Below are 16707 nucleotides of genomic sequence, written 5' to 3'. Positions count from 1 at the left end.
ACCCGGCCACAGGTCTCGGTCAAGCAACATTCTCGCGTTTACCTGTTGCTCATTTGGTATATCACTTGGTATACCTGATGGGTGTGATCCCGCTAACGGCTCGACGTCGATGATCGGTCAGGACCCTGGAGGAAGCACCAAATGACGACGACTGCACCCACGCGCACCGGCGCCGAGATTGTTCAGAACCTCCCCTGGAGGTGGGGCGTCCAGGGGAAGATCTTCATCATCGGCGGTCTCGGCTTCATGTTCGACGCCTGGGACGTCATCCTCAACGCGTTCCTCTTCCCGCTGCTGAAGGCGGACTGGGGGCTCAGCGCGGCACAGCTCGGCTGGCTCGGCACGACCAACCTCATCGGCATGGCGATCGGCGCGATTCTGCTCGGCGGCATCGCCGACATCATCGGTCGCAAGAAGGTCTTCACCTACTCGCTGCTGATATTCGCGGCGCTATCGGTGCTCAGCGCCGGCTCACCCAACTACGAAGTGTTCATCGTTCTGCGCTTCCTGGCGGGCGTCGGGCTGGGCGGCTGCATCCCGGTTGACTACGCGATCGTCGGCGAGTTCACTCCGAGCAAGGTGCGTGGCCGGGCGCTGACCGCGATGGACGCGTGGTGGCCGATCGGCGCCACAATCTGCGGGCTCGTCGCGGCGTTCCTCGCCGCACAGGGTGTCAGCAACTGGCGTCTCCTGCTGCTGTTCATGGTCCTGCCGGCGCTGTTGGTCGTGTGGGTACGCCGTGGGATCCCCGAGTCGCCGATGTACCTGTTGCGGCGCGGCCGCGAGGCCGAAGCTCGTGAGATCATCGACAACCTCGTGCGTCGTACCGGTGCCGAGGCCCACGAATACGTCATGGGCGAGCCGGAGCCGGCAGCGCCGTTGTCGATCAAGAGCATCCTCAACCGCGTCGGGCACCTGTGGAAGTTCGACTGGAAGGTCACCTTCATCTCATGGGCGCTCTTCTCCTCGGTGCTGTTCGTCTACTACGGGGCGCTGATCTGGCTGCCGTCGATCTTGCGCGATACGAAGTACAGCGAGTACGTCGCGTTCATGGTCACCACCGGCGTCACTGCCGTGGGCATCATCGGCGTACTCGTGTCGGCGTACCTCGTCGACTGGTTTGGCCGCAAGAAGGTGATCTTCGGGTCGGCCGTCCTGACCACGCTCTCGATCATCTTGTTCGCGATCTTCATCGAGTCGCCCGGACCGGCGAAGTTCTGGATCCTGGCCTTCGGCATCGTGATCGAATTCTGCATACCGGCGATCTACTGCTATTGCTCCGAGCTCTACCCCACCGAGTTACGCGCCTCCGGGTTTGGCTGGGCCTCGAGCGCCAGCCGGATCGTCTCGGCGCTGGTGCCGGTGGCGTTCGGTAGCCTGCTCTTCCCGTTCTTCGGGTACGTCGGCACGTTTGCGATCGCCGGCGGCCTGCTCGTGATCGTGACGACCATCATGCTGTTCCTGACGCCCGAGACCAAGGGCCGGCTGATCCACTGACGGCACCCGATGGGCAGCGGGAGGTCATGCGATGTTGTCGGCATCCCAACCACATCGCATGACGTTGTGAGATGTTCGGTAGGCCGAAGCGGTACGGCGCGCGGACGATAGTCTGGACTCTTGAGTCCCGTCTATCTACAGCGGGACGATAAGACGCAACGCACCAACCCGCGAACCGTTTCTAGGAGACACCACGCCGATGGCCAAGATCATCTACACCCACACCGACGAAGCGCCGATGCTGGCGACCTACTCGTTCCTGCCCGTGATCGAGGCCTACGCCTCGACCGCCGGCGTCGAGGTCGAAACTCGGGACATCTCATTGGCCGGACGCATCATCGCCCAGTTCGGCGACCGGCTCCCAGCCGAGCAGCGCATCGAGGACGCACTCGCAGAACTCGGCGACCTGGCGAAGAAGCCGGAAGCCAACATCATCAAGCTCCCCAACATCAGCGCCTCGGTCCCCCAGCTGAAAGCCGCGATCAAGGAGCTCCAGAGCCAGGGATACGCACTTCCGGACTACCCGGAGTCGCCGGCCACCGACGAGGAGAAGGACGTCCGGGCCCGCTACGACAAGGTCAAGGGCAGCGCCGTCAACCCGGTGCTACGCGAGGGCAACTCCGACCGGCGGGCGCCTGCCTCCGTGAAGAACTACGCACGCACCCACCCGCACTCGATGGGCGCGTGGAGCGCTGACTCCAAGACCAACGTCGCCAGCATGGACAGCGACGACTTCCGCCACAACGAGAAGTCGGTCGTCATCTCGGCCGATGACTCGGTCAAGATCCAGTTCGTGGGCGAGGACGGCACCACGACCGTCCTCAAGGACTCGTTCCCGGTCCTGGCCGACGAGGTCGTCGACGGCACCGTAATGCGCGCCGCCGCGCTAGACAAGTTCCTTGAGGCACAGGTCGCCCGCGCGAAGGCCGACGGCGTACTGTTCTCGATCCACCTCAAAGCCACGATGATGAAGGTGTCCGACCCGATCATCTTCGGACATGTCGTCAAGGCGTTCCTGCCCGAGGTCTTCAGCCAGTACGGCGACGATCTGGCCGCGGCCGGTCTCTCCCCGAGCGACGGTCTGGGCTCGATCCTCGCCGGCCTCGACGCGCTTCCCAACGGTGCCGAGATCAAGGCCGCGATCGATAAAGGTATCGCCAACGGTCCGGCACTCGCGATGGTCGACTCCGACAAGGGCATCACCAACCTGCACGTGCCAAGCGACGTTATCGTCGATGCCTCGATGCCGGCCATGATCCGCACCTCCGGCCACATGTGGGGCCCGGACGGCGACGAGGCCGACACGCTGGCCGTGATCCCGGATAGCTCCTACGCCGGGGTCTACCAGACCGTCATAGACGATTGCCGCGCCAACGGCGCGTACGACCCGACCACCATGGGCTCGGTGTCCAACGTCGGCCTCATGGCGCAGGCGGCCGAGGAGTACGGCAGCCACGACAAGACCTTCGTGCTCGACGCCCGCGGCGTCGTACAGCTTGTCAACGGTTCCGGTGACGTGCTCATCGAGCACCAAGTCGAGCCCGGCGACATCTGGCGCGCCTGTCAGGCCAAGGACGTGCCGATTCGCGACTGGGTCAAGCTCGCCGTCACCCGCGCGCGCGCCTCGAACACCCCTGCGGTCTTCTGGCTGGACCCGACTCGCGAGCACGACACCAACCTGATCGCCAAGGTCAAGCAGTACCTGACCGAGCACGACACCGATGGGCTGCAGATCGAGATCATGTCCCCCGTTGAGGCGACCGCATTCTCGCTCGAGCGAATCCGCAAGGGCGAAGACACCATCTCGGTCACCGGTAACGTGCTGCGTGACTACAACACCGACCTGTTCCCGATCCTCGAGCTTGGCACGAGCGCCAAAATGCTCTCGATCGTGCCGCTGATCAACGGCGGCGGGTTGTTCGAGACCGGCGCCGGTGGCTCGGCGCCCAAGCACGTCCAGCAGCTGATGAAGGAAAACCATCTCCGCTGGGACAGCCTTGGTGAGTTCCTGGCGCTGGCTTCCAGCTTCGAGCACATGGCGACCACGACGAACAACGCCCGGGCGCAAATTCTCGCCGACACTCTGGACCGCGCCACCGGCACGTTCCTGGACGAGAACAAGTCCCCAAGCCGCAAGTCCGGCGAGATCGACAACCGTGGCAGCCACTACTACCTCGCGCTGTACTGGGCGCAGGAACTCGCGGCCCAGACCGAAGACGCGGACCTGGCCGCCGCGTTCACCGAAGTGGCGCAGGGCCTGGCGGGTAACGAAGAAGCGATCAACGCCGAGCTGCTCGGCGTACAGGGCTCGCCTGCCGATCTCGGCGGTTACTACCGCCCGGACGACGCCAAGGCCGAGGCCATCATGCGTCCGTCCGCGACGCTCAACAAGGTCCTCGCCAGCCTGACCGACTAGCTCGCGGTCGCCCTGGGCGATCCGGCGCGCTTCTGCACGGCGGCGCATTTGTAGCGATTAGCAGTAGTCAGCGTCGAGCTGTGATGCACAACGGCACAGATGTGGGCGGGGCGGCCGCGGCAGCTCACCCCAGCGATGCTGCCCGTGGTCAGCCCGCTTGAAAGGTGACCGTAAACGGACGTTCGGCACGTGCAAAACCAAAAGGCCCGGCTCCCCTTGCGGGGAGCCGGGCCTTTTTACTGACTGACTAGCGGTAGTCGCCGTAGTCGAACGTGTCCAGCGGGACCGCCTGGCCACTGCCCTGCCCGAAGACACTGTCGTCGTAGTAGGAGCCATCGTCGTACGAGGCCATCGAGTAGACCGCGGCGCGGGCTTCCTCGGTCGGCTCGATCTTGACGTTGCGGTAACGCGCGATACCGGTGCCGGCCGGGATGAGCTTGCCGATGATGACGTTTTCCTTCAGGCCGACGAGCGAGTCGCTCTTAGCCTGAATTGCCGCATCGGTGAGCACCCGAGTGGTCTCCTGGAACGACGCGGCCGACAGCCACGACTCGGTGGCAAGCGACGCCTTGGTGATGCCCATGAGCACCGGACGACCCGAGGCCGGCTCGCCGCCCTCTTGGACGACGCGACGGTTCTCCGCGATGAAGTGCGCGTTTTCCGGCAACGATCCCGGCAGGAACTCCGTGGAGCCGGACTCGATGACGGTGATGCGCTTGAGCATCTGGCGAACGATCACTTCGATGTGCTTGTCGTGGATCTGCACACCCTGGCTGCGGTAGACCTCCTGGACCTCACGGACGAGGTGCAGCTGCACCTCGCGCGGGCCCATGATGCGCAGCACTTCGTGCGGATCCACGGCGCCCTCGGTCATCTGCTGACCGATCTCGACGTGGTCGCCCTCGGCGACGCGCAACCGGATGCGCTTGGAGAGCTTCTCGTAGACGACCTCGTCGCTGCCGTCGTCCGGAATGATCGTGATCGAACGCAGTTTGTCCTGCTCCTCGATCCGAATCCGGCCGGCGGTCTCGGCGATGGGCGCCTTGCCTTTGGGAACGCGGGCTTCGAACAGCTCCACCACGCGCGGCAGACCGTGCGTGATGTCGTCGCCGGCGATGCCACCGGTGTGGAAGGTACGCATCGTCAGCTGCGTGCCAGGCTCACCGATGGACTGCGCGGCGATAATGCCGACGGCCTCACCGACGTCCACGGTCTTACCGGTGGCCAGCGACCGCCCGTAGCAGGCGGCACAGGTGCCGACAGCCGACTCGCAGGTCAGGACGCACCGCACCCGGACCTCAGTCAGGCCGGCCTCGATCAGCGTGTCGATCAGCGTGTCGCCGAGGTCATCGCCCTTGCTGGCGACAACCTTGCCCTTGCCGTCGACCGCATCTTCGGCCAGCTGGCGGGCGTACGACGAGGTCTCGGCATGCTCATCCTTGACCAGTACGCCGTTTTCCTCGGTCGCGATCGGCATAGCCACGCCACGCTCGGTGCCGCAGTCTTCCTCGCGGATGATGACATCCTGCGAAACGTCGACCAGGCGACGAGTCAGGTAGCCGGAGTCCGCCGTACGCAGCGCCGTATCGGCAAGACCCTTGCGGGCACCGTGCGTCGCGATGAAGAACTCGAGCACCGTCAGGCCTTCGCGGTACGACGCCTTGATCGGCCGCGGGATGATCTCGCCCTTCGGGTTGGCCACCAGGCCACGCATGCCGGCGATCTGACGCAGCTGCAGCATGTTGCCGCGGGCGCCAGAGTTGACCATCATGAAGACCGGATTCTCCTTGGTGAAGTTGGCCTCGGTCGCCTTGGCGACCTCTTCGGTTGCCTTCGTCCAGACCTCGATGAGCTCCTGGCGACGCTCGTCCGACGTGATCACGCCGCGCTGGTACTGCTTCTCGATCTTGACCGCGTCCGCCTCGTAACGAGACAGGATCTCGGGCTTGCTCGGCGGCGTGGAGACGTCGTCGATCGCGATCGTGACGCCCGCGCGAGTCGCCCAGTGGAAGCCCTTCTCCTTGAGGTCGTCAAGGGAAGCCGCGACCTGGACCTTCGGGTAGCGCTCCGCGAGATCGTTGACGATCGCGCCGAGCTCCTTCTTGGAGACCATGTAGTTGACGTAGCGGTAGTCCGCCGGCATCGTCTCGTTGAAGATCACCCGGCCCAGCGTCGTCTCCAGCAGCAATGGCTCACCGGGGACCCAGCCTTCGGGTGCTTCCCATTTCTCGTCCTTGCCGTTGTCGACCGTCGGCACGTCCTTCAGACGCATCCGGCACTTCGCGTTGAGCGCGAGCTTGCCGCGGTCGTAGGCCATGATGGCCTCGGCGTACGACGAGTAGACATCGCCCTCACCGGCGCCGCCTTCAACCACGTTGGTCAGGTGGTACAGGCCGATGATCATGTCCTGCGTCGGCGCCGTGATCGGACGGCCGGATGCAGGCGACAGGATGTTGTTGCTCGAGAGCATCAGGATCCGGGCCTCGGCCTGCGCCTCGGACGACAGTGGCAGGTGGACCGCCATCTGGTCACCGTCGAAGTCCGCGTTGAACGCGGTGCAGACGAGCGGGTGGATCTGGATGGCCTTGCCCTCGACCAGCTGCGGCTCGAACGCCTGGATACCCAACCGGTGCAGGGTAGGTGCGCGGTTAAGCATGACCGGGTGTTCGGAGATGACCTCTTCGAGGACGTCCCACACCTGCGGCCGGGCGCGCTCGACCATCCGCTTGGCGGACTTGATGTTTTGCGCGTGCTGCAGGTCGACCAGGCGCTTCATGACGAACGGCTTGAACAGCTCGAGCGCCATCAGCTTAGGCAGGCCGCACTGGTGCAGCTTGAGCTTCGGGCCGACGACGATGACCGAACGGCCGGAGTAGTCCACGCGCTTGCCGAGCAGGTTCTGACGGAACCGGCCCTGCTTGCCCTTGAGTAGATCGGACAGCGACTTCAGCGGACGGTTGCCCGGACCGGTGACCGGACGGCCGCGACGACCGTTGTCGAACAACGCGTCCACGGACTCCTGAAGCATGCGCTTCTCGTTGTTGATGATGATCTCGGGGGCCCCGAGGTCAAGCAACCGCTTCAGACGGTTGTTGCGGTTGATCACGCGGCGGTACAGGTCGTTGAGGTCGGACGTCGCGAAACGGCCACCGTCAAGCTGCACCATCGGGCGCAGCTCCGGCGGGACGACCGGCACGCAGTCCAGCACCATGCCCGCAGGCGAGTTCTTGGTGTTCTGGAAATGCGCGACAACCTTGAGCCGCTTGAGCGCGCGGATCTTCTTCTGACCCTTGCCGTCGCGAATGATCTCGCGCAGCTTCTCGGACTCCGCGGCGAGGTCGAAGTCGGCGAGCAGCTTCTGCAGCGCCGCGGCACCCATGCCGCCCTCGAAGTACTCCCCGAAGCGGTCGTGCAGCTCCCGGTAGAGCATCTCGTCAATGATCAGTTGACCAACGGCGAGCTTGCGGAAGGTGTCGATGACCTCGTCCAGACGGTCGATCTCGCGCTGTGCACGGTCCCGGATCTGGCGCATTTCGCGCTCGCCACCGTCGCGCACCTTGCGGCGTACGTCGGCCTTGGCGCCCTCGGCCTCGAGCTCGCCCAGGTCGGTCTCGAGCTTCTTGGCGCGAGTATCCACATCGGAGTCGCGCTTGTTTTCCAGCTGCTTCTTCTCAGCCGCGATCTCCGCGTCGATCGTCGACATGTCGCGATGACGAGCGTCCGAGTCGACCGTGGTGATCAGGTATGCCGCGAAGTAGATGATCTTTTCCAGATCCTTCGGAGCGATGTCGAGCAGGTAGCCCAGGCGGCTAGGAACGCCCTTGAAGTACCAGATGTGCGTCACAGGAGCGGCGAGCTCGATGTGACCCATGCGCTCGCGCCGTACCTTGGCGCGAGTGACCTCGACGCCGCAGCGTTCGCAGATGATGCCCTTGAAGCGGACACGCTTGTATTTGCCGCAGTAGCATTCCCAGTCGCGAGTAGGTCCGAAGATCTTCTCGCAGAACAGGCCGTCCTTTTCCGGACGCAGCGTGCGGTAGTTGATGGTTTCAGGCTTCTTCACTTCGCCGTACGACCAGGTGCGGATGTCCTGGGCCGTCGCGAGGCTGATGCGCAACTCATCGAAGACGTTTACGTCGAACACGTATGTCAGTCCCTCTTTTAGCAGGTATTAAGGCTGGTCTGGCGGCGTACCGAATGGCAGACCATCGTGGTACGCCGCCGTCAACATGACTAGCCGTCGAGATCGACGCTGCTCGGCTCGCGCCGAGAAAGATCGATTCCAAGCTCTTCAGCGGCGCGCGAAACTTCGTCGTCACTGTCACGTAGCTCAATTGCTTGACCATCCGAGGAGAGCACCTCGACGTTGAGGCACAGCGACTGAAGTTCCTTCAGCAGCACCTTGAACGACTCGGGGATACCGGGCTCGGGAATGTTCTCGCCCTTGACGATCGACTCGTAGACCTTGACGCGGCCGAAGATATCGTCGGACTTGATCGTGAGCAGCTCGCGCAACGCGTACGCCGCGCCGTACGCCTGCATCGCCCAGCACTCCATCTCACCGAAGCGCTGACCACCGAACTGCGCCTTACCACCGAGCGGCTGCTGGGTGATCATCGAGTACGGACCGGTCGAACGCGCGTGGATCTTGTCATCCACGAGGTGCGAGAGCTTGAGGATGTAGATGTAACCGACCGCGATCGGCGCCGGGAACGGTTCACCCGAACGACCATCGAACAGCCGCGCCTTGCCGGTCTCCTTGACCATCCGCTCACCATCGCGGTTAGGCGTCGTCGAGCCGAGCAGCCCGATGACTTCCTTCTCCGCCGCACCGTCGAAAATCGGCGTCGCGGTGTTGGTGTCCGGCTCGGACTCGCGGGCCTGCTCAGGCAGCTCGGCCGCCCAGTCGGGGGTGCCCTCGACCTTCCAGCCTTGCTTCGCGATCCAGCCAAGGTGCGTCTCGAGAACCTGTCCGACGTTCATGCGCGATGGCACGCCGAGCGGGTTGAGCACGATGTCGACCGGCGTACCGTCCGGCAGGAACGGCATATCTTCCTCAGGCAGAATCTTGGAGATAACGCCCTTGTTGCCGTGTCGACCGGCCAGCTTGTCACCGTCGGTGATCTTGCGCATCTGAGCGACGTACACCCGGATGAGCTCGTTGACGCCCGGGGCCAGCTCGTCGCCGTCTTCGCGCGAGAACACGCGTACGCCGATGACCTTGCCCGACTCGCCGTGCTTGACCTTGAGCGAGGTGTCGCGCACTTCGCGCGCCTTTTCACCGAAGATCGCGCGCAGCAGGCGCTCTTCCGGGGTCAGCTCGGTCTCGCCCTTAGGCGTGACCTTGCCGACGAGGATGTCGCCGGCGATAACCTCGGCGCCGATGCGGATGATCCCGCGTTCGTCGAGGTTGGCCAGTGCTTCTTCGGAGACATTGGGGATGTCGCGAGTGATTTCCTCGGCACCGAGCTTGGTGTCGCGGGCATCGACCTCGAACTCCTCGATGTGAATCGAAGAGAGCACGTCGTCACGCACGAGGCGTTGCGACAGGATGATCGCGTCCTCGTAGTTGTGTCCTTCCCATGGCATGAACGCCACGAGCAGGTTGCGACCGAGCGCGAGCTCACCCTTGTCGGTGCACGGACCGTCGGCGATGACCTGTCCCGCTTCGACCCGCTGGCCTTCCGAGACGAGCACCTTCTGGTTGATGCAGGTGCCCTGGTTGGAGCGAGTGAACTTGTGCAGCGCGAGCGTCTGACGAGTGCCGTCGTCCGCCATGATCGTGATGTAGTCGGCTGCCACGTCCTCGATCACACCGGACTTGGTCGTGGTGAGGACATCGCCGGCGTCGACGGCGGCACGAAGTTCCATGCCGGTGCCGACCAGCGGCGCCTCGCTACGCAACAGCGGGACGGACTGACGCTGCATGTTGGCGCCCATGAGCGCGCGGTTGGCGTCGTCGTGCTCGAGGAACGGGATCATCGCGGTGGCGACGGAGTTCATCTGGCGCGGCGAAACGTCCATGTAGTCGACGGCGTCCGGCTCGACCTCGACGGTCTCCCCGCCCTTGGTCCGCACAAGCACGCGTTCCTCGGAGAAGTGGCCCTTCTCGTCGAGGAGAGCGTTCGCCTGCGCGATGACATGGCGATCTTCTTCATCCGCAGTCAGGTAGTCGACCTTGTCGGTGACGACGCCCTTGGTGACCTTGCGGTACGGCGATTCGATGAACCCGAACGGGTTAACCCGCGCGAACGACGCGAGCGATCCGATCAGACCGATGTTAGGCCCTTCCGGAGTCTCGATCGGGCACATGCGGCCGTAGTGCGAGGGGTGCACGTCGCGCACTTCCATGCCTGCGCGTTCACGAGACAGACCGCCTGGGCCCAACGCCGACAGACGGCGCTTGTGGGTCAGACCCGCGAGCGGGTTGGTCTGGTCCATAAACTGCGAAAGCTGGCTGGTGCCGAAGAATTCCTTGATCGAGGCCACCACGGGGCGGATGTTGATCAGGGTCTGCGGAGTGATCGCCTCGACGTCCTGCGTCGTCATGCGTTCGCGAACCACGCGCTCCATGCGCGAGAGGCCGACCCGGATCTGGTTCTGGATCAGCTCGCCCACGGTGCGCAGCCGGCGGTTGCCGAAGTGGTCGATGTCGTCGACGTCGTAATCGTCGTCCCCAGCGTGCAGGTGAACGATGTATTCGATCGCGGCGACGATGTCCTCTTCGGTGAGAACGCTGTCGGTCGTCGGCAGGTCAAGCTCGAGCTTCTTGTTGATCTTGTAGCGACCGACCTTCGCGAGGTCGTAACGCTTGGGGTTGAAGAACAGGTTGGACAGCAGCGTCTTTGCCGAGTCGCGTGTCGGTGGCTCGCCCGGGCGCAGCTTGCGGTAGATGTCCAGCAGCGCCTCGTCCTCCGAAGCGATGTGGTCCTTTTCGAGCGTCGCGAGCATCGTCTCAGACCAGGAGAACCGTTCGCGGATCCGCTCTTCGGTCCAGCCGAGCGCCTTGAGCAGCACGGTGACCGGCTGGCGACGCTTGCGGTCGATACGTACGCCGACGGTGTCGCGCTTGTCTACATCAAACTCAAGCCACGCACCGCGGCTCGGGATGACCTTCGCGCCATAGACGTCTTTGTCGGTTGCCTTGTCGAGCGACCGGTCGAAGTAGACACCCGGCGAACGTACGAGCTGCGACACGACGACGCGCTCGGTGCCGTTGATGACGAACGTGCCGATCGGGGTCATGATCGGGAAGTCGCCCATGAACACCGTCTGGCTCTTGATTTCGCCGGTGGTGTTGTTCATGAACTCTGCGGTGACGAACAGCGGCGCGCTGTAGGTCATGTCCTTGTCTTTGCACTCGTCGAGCGAGGCTTTGACGTCCTCGAACCGAGGGTTGGAGAACGACAAAGACATGGAGTCGGAGAAGTCTTCAATCGGTGAGATCTCTCCGAGGATCTCGTCAAGACCGCTTCGTGCGGTTGGGTCATCGCTCGTCCGCGCCTGCCATGCCTCGTTGCCGACGAGCCAGTCAAAGCTGGACGTCTGAAGCGCAAGCAAGTCTGGTACCGCAAGGGGTTCGCGGATTTTCGCGAACGAGACGCGCTTAGGAGCCCCAGGAATGGGCTGGCCATTTGCGCCAATTGCGGAAGACGAGCGGACGGTGGTCGATTCGGGGCGGGAGCCTGCCAAGATGGGTCCTTCCGAGGACTTGCGTCTGCAATAGTGGGCCGCGCTGGTCCCTTTTGGCCCGATTCACGCCGGGAAATCTCATAGCAAGTAACCCGTGTCAAACGGGAGCCGAATAGGGAGGCAGCGCAAAGATGAAGTCTAGCCCTATTTAGGGCAGACTGTCCAGTCCCCTGCCGGGGGGGACGCCTGAGTCATGCAACACAGCGGCGAGGCCTCCAGGTGAACGGTGCCTGCGAGCCGATCCGTGCGGACAACTCGTGCATCTTGCTTCCACCGAGCCAACTGGCCTCGGTGAGGGTTGTTGGGTAGCAGCCTGCCCCGCCGCCGGGATTTCGTCAAGCGACTCGCCGTAGTCGTTACCTGGCTGGACCGATTCCGCAGCCGGACGACCGCAGGACCGGCGTGGCACGACGTACGACGACAGGGCGTCCCGGCCGAAGCCGGGACGCCCTGTGCGCGTTAAAGCGGTGAAGCGGTGCTACTTGACGGTGACCGTCGCGCCGGCAGCCTCGAGGGCTTCCTTGGCACTGTCAGCGGTCTCCTTGTTGGCCTTCTCAAGGACAGGCTTCGGCGCGCCGTCAACGAGATCCTTGGCTTCCTTGAGGCCGAGGCTGGTGAGGGTGCGCACCTCCTTGATGACCTGGATCTTCTTGTCGCCAGCCGACTCGAGGATGACGTCGAACTCGTCCTTCTCTTCCTCGGCAGGAGCAGCGGCAGCGCCGCCGCCGGCAGCGGCAACGGCGACCGGAGCAGCAGCGGTCACGTCGAACTTCTCTTCGAACGCCTTCACGAAGTCCGAGAGCTCGAGCAGGGTCATTTCTTCGAACTGCGCAAGCAGGTCTTCAGACGACAGTTTCGCCATGGTGGCTTTCCTTTCAGTTACGCCGCGTGGGCGTGGGTTCATGGGCGTCGCCGCAGCGACTGGTATTACCCGGGACTAGCTCTCGCTGGCCTCGGTGGATTCTTCGGTGCTCGGTACTTCGGCGGCCGGTGCGGGCGCATCCGCGGCGGCTTCGGCGGGAGCGGCCACATCGGCCGGCTTCTTTGCCTTGAGCGCCTCGGCGAGCCGAGCGAACTGCGAAAGCGGTGCGGCGAACGTGCCGACAGCCTTCGTCAGGTTGCCCTTCATCGCGCCTGCAAGCTTCGCCAACAGGACCTCACGCGGTTCGAGATCCGCGATCTGCTTAACTTCGTCGGCGGAAACGGCGCGGCCTTCGAAGACACCCGCCTTGATCTCCAGCAGCGGGTTGTCCTTCGCGAAATCACGAAGCCCCTTTGCGGCGACAGCGGCGTCGCCCTTGATGAACGCGATCGCGGTCGGGCCCTGCAGATGCTCGGTGAGCTCGTCCAGGCCAGCCTTCGCTACTGCGCGCCTCGTCAGCGTGTTCTTGACGACGGTGTACGTCGTCTCGGCACCCAGGACGCGGCGCAGAGCGTGCATCTCCGAGACCTTCAGGCCGCGGTAGTTGGTGAGCACCGCGGCTGAGGAATCTTCCAAGCTCTTGGCGATCTTGTCGACAGCGTCGACCTTCTCTTGGTTTGCCATGTTCCTCCTCTCTTGTACGTCGGGCTGGTGGTGAAAAGTGCCCGGAAAACAAGAGAACCCCGGCGCAGAGCGCACGGGGCAACATGAGCGAGACGCTGTGGTCTCGGCAATGCAGAACCGTCTCCCTGCGCGGGTCGCCCATGTTGGTGGGACCTTATTTCGGCGTACCGGAGCACGACGAAGACCAGCGGTCTTTGGTAGAACCTTGACTAGGTTACGGCACCCGCGCGCCACCGGCAACGCAATATCCGGCGACGTCCATCACTCGGTGGCGAGTTTCGCCCGCAACGCCGGCCATGCGGCCCCGAAGCCCGGATGCAGCGGCAATTGATCGACCTGCTCGAGCGGTACCCAGCGAAGCTCGATGCTCTCGGCGTCGCCGGCTACCGGTTCGAACGGCCGGGTCGCTCGGACTCCCACCGTCGTATAGGACCAGTAGCCCACGTCGTACGTCGAGGTGAACTGCACGCATACCGCGTCGGCCGGCACGCCGGCTTCTTCGTGCGCCTCGCGCAGTGCACCGTCTACGGCCTGCTCCCCCATGTGCAGTGCGCCACCCGGCAGACCCCAGGTGCCGCCGCGGTCGCTCCACTCGGCGCGATGCTGCAGCAGGATGCCCCGGCGCGGGTCGTGAACCATCAGCCCCGCGGCGCCGTACCGACCCCAGAACCGCCCCTGGGCTCCGCTCACCCACGCGTCTCCTGGATCGCGCGGACCGAAAGGTCGATGGTGGTCACGGCGGGGCGGATCGGTCGGGTCAGACATGCCTCACACGATCTCACGAGCGATGCAGTCTCACCGATCGCGGGGACTGGCCATCCGACATCGCACAGACGATGACGATGCACGACTCACTGCACCAGCTCGGCCGCGACGCGTTCACCTGAGCGGAGCGCGACTCCCCCGGTGACCGCGAAGGCCAACACCACCAGCAGGATGGCGCAGCCGAGCATCACTCCCCAAGCAGGGTGGGTGGCTGCCGCGAACCCGCGTGCCATCGAGCCGTCCAGCCGACCGTAGGCAATCGCCGGCAGCACCGCGACACCGAGCGAACCGCCGACCTGCCTGCTGGTCGACGCGATCGCCGCAGCCACACCGGCCTGGGCGCGCGGCATGCCGGACACCGCGGCATTGGTGATCGGCGCGTTCAACATTCCGAAACCGATGCCGAAGAAGAGGTAGGCAATGCCGAGATAGAGCAGGCTCGTGTGGTTCGAGAGGGACATCAGCAGGACGGCGCTCAACCCGATGCCGATGCCCGCGATCGTCATCGGCAGACGCGCTCCGCGATCCCCGACGACCCGGCCGGACACCGGACCGAACACCGCGACGGACAGGGCCATCGGCAACGTCATCAACCCGGCCTGCAACGCAGACAAGGCCCGCACCTCCTGCAAATACAACGTGTTCAGGAAGAGGAAGCCGGCCATAGCGCAGAATCCGACGATGGCCGCGAGCACCGCGCCGCTGAACGGAATGCTGCGGAAGAAGCGCGGGTCGAGCAGGGGCTGGTCTCGCCGTAGCTCCCAGCCGACGAGGGCGCCGGTCGCAACCACCGATGCCACGAAGCAACCGAGCACAGTGAACGACGTCCAGCCCAGCGACTCGCCTTCAATGATCGCGTAGGTCACGCTCCCCAGCATCACCACGACGAGCACCTGGGCGACCGGATCGGGGCGGCGTGCCAGTGCAGCCCGCGACTCGGGCACGAACAGCCCGGCGAGTATGACGGCCGCCGCGACCACCGGAACGTTCAACCAGAAGATTGCCCGCCATCCAATCCCCTCGACAAGCGCGCCACCTATGACGGGCCCGAGCGCCATACTCAGTCCGATCACTCCGCCCCACATGCCGATCGCCTGAGCACGCTCGCGTGGATCGCGAAATGTATTAGTGATGATGGACATTGCGATCGGGTTCAACATCGAGCCACCAATCGCCTGCAGGCCGCGCGCGCCGATCAGGAAGCCTGGGTCCACCGCAAGCGAACAGCAGATCGAGCCCACGCCGAAGACGACCAGGCCGACCTGGAAGACGCGCTTGCGACCGAGCCGGTCACCCATCGAGCCGGACAACATCAGCAGACTGGCCAGGATGAGCGTGTAGGCGTCGACGACCCATTGCAACTGCGAACCGCTGGCACCGAGCTCGCGGTTGATCGACGGCAGGGCAAGATTGACTCCAGTGGAGTCAATTCCGACGATGAACAGGCTCATACAACAGATTGCCAGCACCCCGAGCCGACGCCTACGGCTCAGCGCGGCATCATCCACGGTCGCTCGCCGCGCGCATCTTGTCGATCAGCCGCGTCAACTCTCGGCGTTCGGGCGCGGTCAATGACGCCACCGGCGCAGGCGCCACGTCAGTGACCCCACGCAAATTCTCCAGCACCTCGCGACCGCTGTCGGTGATGCGGACCAGCTTGCGTCGTCCATCAGCGGGATCAGTCGTGCGGCCGACATACCCGCGGGCGAGCAGATCGGCGACGATCCCCGACACTGCCGGGGCGTCGATGCCCATCAGGTCGGCGATCTCGCCCTGTGACCTCGGATCGTCCTCGACGCGTCGCAGTACGCGGTATCCGCTCCACGGCATCCCGTCGGTGCGGTCGTGCAGCAGGTCCCGGGACAACCATTTGTGGTCCATCACCAGAGCGTGCAGATTGAGCCAGACTGCAACAGGTGTGGTTTTAGTTATCGTCATACAACTATTTTAAGCACACAATGATTGGTTTTTACCAACTAATTACGTAAGGGCCATACAGCGTGGAGCATCGTTCGGGGTGGACATGACGCTCGCGATCTCATCAGTGGTCCCCAGGTCACCGACATGCGTCACATGGACGTGGTCGGTGATACGGCGTACGACGTACTGAGCGGTTTACGAAGTGGCGCTGCGCTGGTCGCCGGCGTACTCACCGGCGCCCACGACCGTGCGCGTCTCGTCGACGCCGGGGCCACCCACGTGCTGGGCAGCGTCGCCGACCTGGCCGAGCTTGTGCTCCAGCCGGCCAGTGCGCTGCGCCCATAGCTCGAACACCACCGAACAGAACGGCGGAATCGTTGACAGGCAGCCCATCATCACAACCGGGTAGGTCCACTTCAGCCGCTGCCATAACTGGAGTGTCAAGATGCCGAAAGCGACAAAGATCGCGCCGTGCACCGACCCGAAGATCGTCACGAGCACCGGCGTCGGGTCGGCGGCGAGGTATTTGAAGTACATACCCGTCAGCAGCAACGCCCACGACACGGCTTCGGCGAACGCCATGAACCGCCACCATTTCACCCAGGTGGAAGTAGGAACCGCTCGGCGAAGGTCGAAGGTGACAAATGGCTTGGCAGGCTTGGGCGGCTCGGCAGTCATGTCCCCAAGCATGCCCGAGGCTACGTCGTACCGCCGCTCGCGACGACGTGACGTTGGCCAACCCGCGCATCTCCCGACCGCACACAAATGTATGGTTCCGGAACCTGTCAACCTGTTTGGAGTCGTTCGTCGGTGATGGGGTGGTTGATTCCCACGCTCGCGAGTGGGGACTTCACCACTGGTGGATGGGTGA

Annotated in this window: 10 protein-coding genes; 2 read left to right on the top strand and 8 right to left on the bottom strand. The window is 64.1% G+C overall.

The window, feature by feature from the left end:
• Positions 1 to 141: 141 nt before the first annotated feature.
• Together CLV47_RS13840 and CLV47_RS13835 are read left to right on the top strand one after the other, a co-directional pair.
• Positions 142 to 1497 carry an MFS transporter gene (locus CLV47_RS13840; RefSeq protein ID WP_106349650.1) on the top strand — a complete coding sequence of 452 codons (1356 nt, stop codon included), beginning with the start codon at positions 142 to 144 and terminating at the stop codon, positions 1495 to 1497.
• 199 nt (positions 1498 to 1696) lie between these two features.
• Entirely contained in the window at positions 1697 to 3913 is a 2217-nt protein-coding gene (locus CLV47_RS13835) for an NADP-dependent isocitrate dehydrogenase (protein WP_106349649.1), read from the top strand.
• A gap of 247 nt (positions 3914 to 4160) precedes the next feature.
• Here CLV47_RS13835 and CLV47_RS13830 read toward each other — a convergent pair whose 3' ends face one another.
• From CLV47_RS13830 to CLV47_RS13795, 8 genes are all read right to left on the bottom strand, one after another.
• Complete coding sequence (locus CLV47_RS13830; RefSeq protein WP_106349648.1) at positions 4161 to 8057, bottom strand: DNA-directed RNA polymerase subunit beta'; 3897 nt, start codon at positions 8055 to 8057, stop codon at positions 4161 to 4163.
• A gap of 89 nt (positions 8058 to 8146) precedes the next feature.
• Complete coding sequence (gene rpoB, locus CLV47_RS13825; protein WP_106349647.1) at positions 8147 to 11605, bottom strand: DNA-directed RNA polymerase subunit beta; 3459 nt, start codon at positions 11603 to 11605, stop codon at positions 8147 to 8149.
• A 478-nt stretch (positions 11606 to 12083) separates the two neighbouring features.
• Positions 12084 to 12467, bottom strand: a complete 384-nt coding sequence (gene rplL / locus CLV47_RS13820; protein WP_106349646.1) for a 50S ribosomal protein L7/L12 — start codon at positions 12465 to 12467, stop codon at positions 12084 to 12086.
• A gap of 75 nt (positions 12468 to 12542) precedes the next feature.
• Entirely contained in the window at positions 12543 to 13151 is a 609-nt protein-coding gene (gene rplJ / locus CLV47_RS13815; RefSeq protein WP_106349645.1) for a 50S ribosomal protein L10, read from the bottom strand.
• Positions 13152 to 13412: 261 nt separating this feature from the next.
• Entirely contained in the window at positions 13413 to 13916 is a 504-nt protein-coding gene (locus tag CLV47_RS13810; protein WP_106349644.1) for an NUDIX domain-containing protein, read from the bottom strand.
• A gap of 86 nt (positions 13917 to 14002) precedes the next feature.
• Entirely contained in the window at positions 14003 to 15367 is a 1365-nt protein-coding gene (locus CLV47_RS13805; RefSeq protein ID WP_106349643.1) for an MFS transporter, read from the bottom strand.
• 49 nt (positions 15368 to 15416) lie between these two features.
• On the bottom strand, positions 15417 to 15854 hold the full coding sequence (locus CLV47_RS13800; RefSeq protein ID WP_106349642.1) for a MarR family winged helix-turn-helix transcriptional regulator: 438 nt from the start codon (positions 15852 to 15854) through the stop codon (positions 15417 to 15419).
• Between the two features lie 177 nt (positions 15855 to 16031).
• Positions 16032 to 16514 (bottom strand): DUF3817 domain-containing protein, encoded by a 483-nt coding sequence (locus CLV47_RS13795; RefSeq protein WP_106349748.1) that lies wholly within the window; start codon positions 16512 to 16514, stop codon positions 16032 to 16034.
• Positions 16515 to 16707: the final 193 nt, after the last annotated feature.

The organism is Antricoccus suffuscus (genome assembly GCF_003003235.1).
Taxonomy (GTDB): domain Bacteria; phylum Actinomycetota; class Actinomycetes; order Mycobacteriales; family Antricoccaceae; genus Antricoccus; species Antricoccus suffuscus.
This window is presented reverse-complemented; position numbering and strand designations above follow the sequence as displayed.

What these genes read in the sequence shown, in the direction of transcription:
- rplL (WP_106349646.1), bottom strand. Translation starts at nt 12,467, where the DNA reads ATGGCGAAACTGTCGTCTGAAGACCTGCTTGCGCAGTTCGAAGAAATG.
- CLV47_RS13810 (WP_106349644.1), bottom strand. Translation starts at nt 13,916, where the DNA reads ATGTCTGACCCGACCGATCCGCCCCGCCGTGACCACCATCGACCTTTC.
- CLV47_RS13795 (WP_106349748.1), bottom strand. Translation starts at nt 16,514, where the DNA reads ATGACTGCCGAGCCGCCCAAGCCTGCCAAGCCATTTGTCACCTTCGAC.
- CLV47_RS13805 (WP_106349643.1), bottom strand. Translation starts at nt 15,367, where the DNA reads ATGAGCCTGTTCATCGTCGGAATTGACTCCACTGGAGTCAATCTTGCC.
- CLV47_RS13840 (WP_106349650.1), top strand. Translation starts at nt 142, where the DNA reads ATGACGACGACTGCACCCACGCGCACCGGCGCCGAGATTGTTCAGAAC.
- CLV47_RS13835 (WP_106349649.1), top strand. Translation starts at nt 1,697, where the DNA reads ATGGCCAAGATCATCTACACCCACACCGACGAAGCGCCGATGCTGGCG.
- rplJ (WP_106349645.1), bottom strand. Translation starts at nt 13,151, where the DNA reads ATGGCAAACCAAGAGAAGGTCGACGCTGTCGACAAGATCGCCAAGAGC.
- CLV47_RS13800 (WP_106349642.1), bottom strand. Translation starts at nt 15,854, where the DNA reads ATGACGATAACTAAAACCACACCTGTTGCAGTCTGGCTCAATCTGCAC.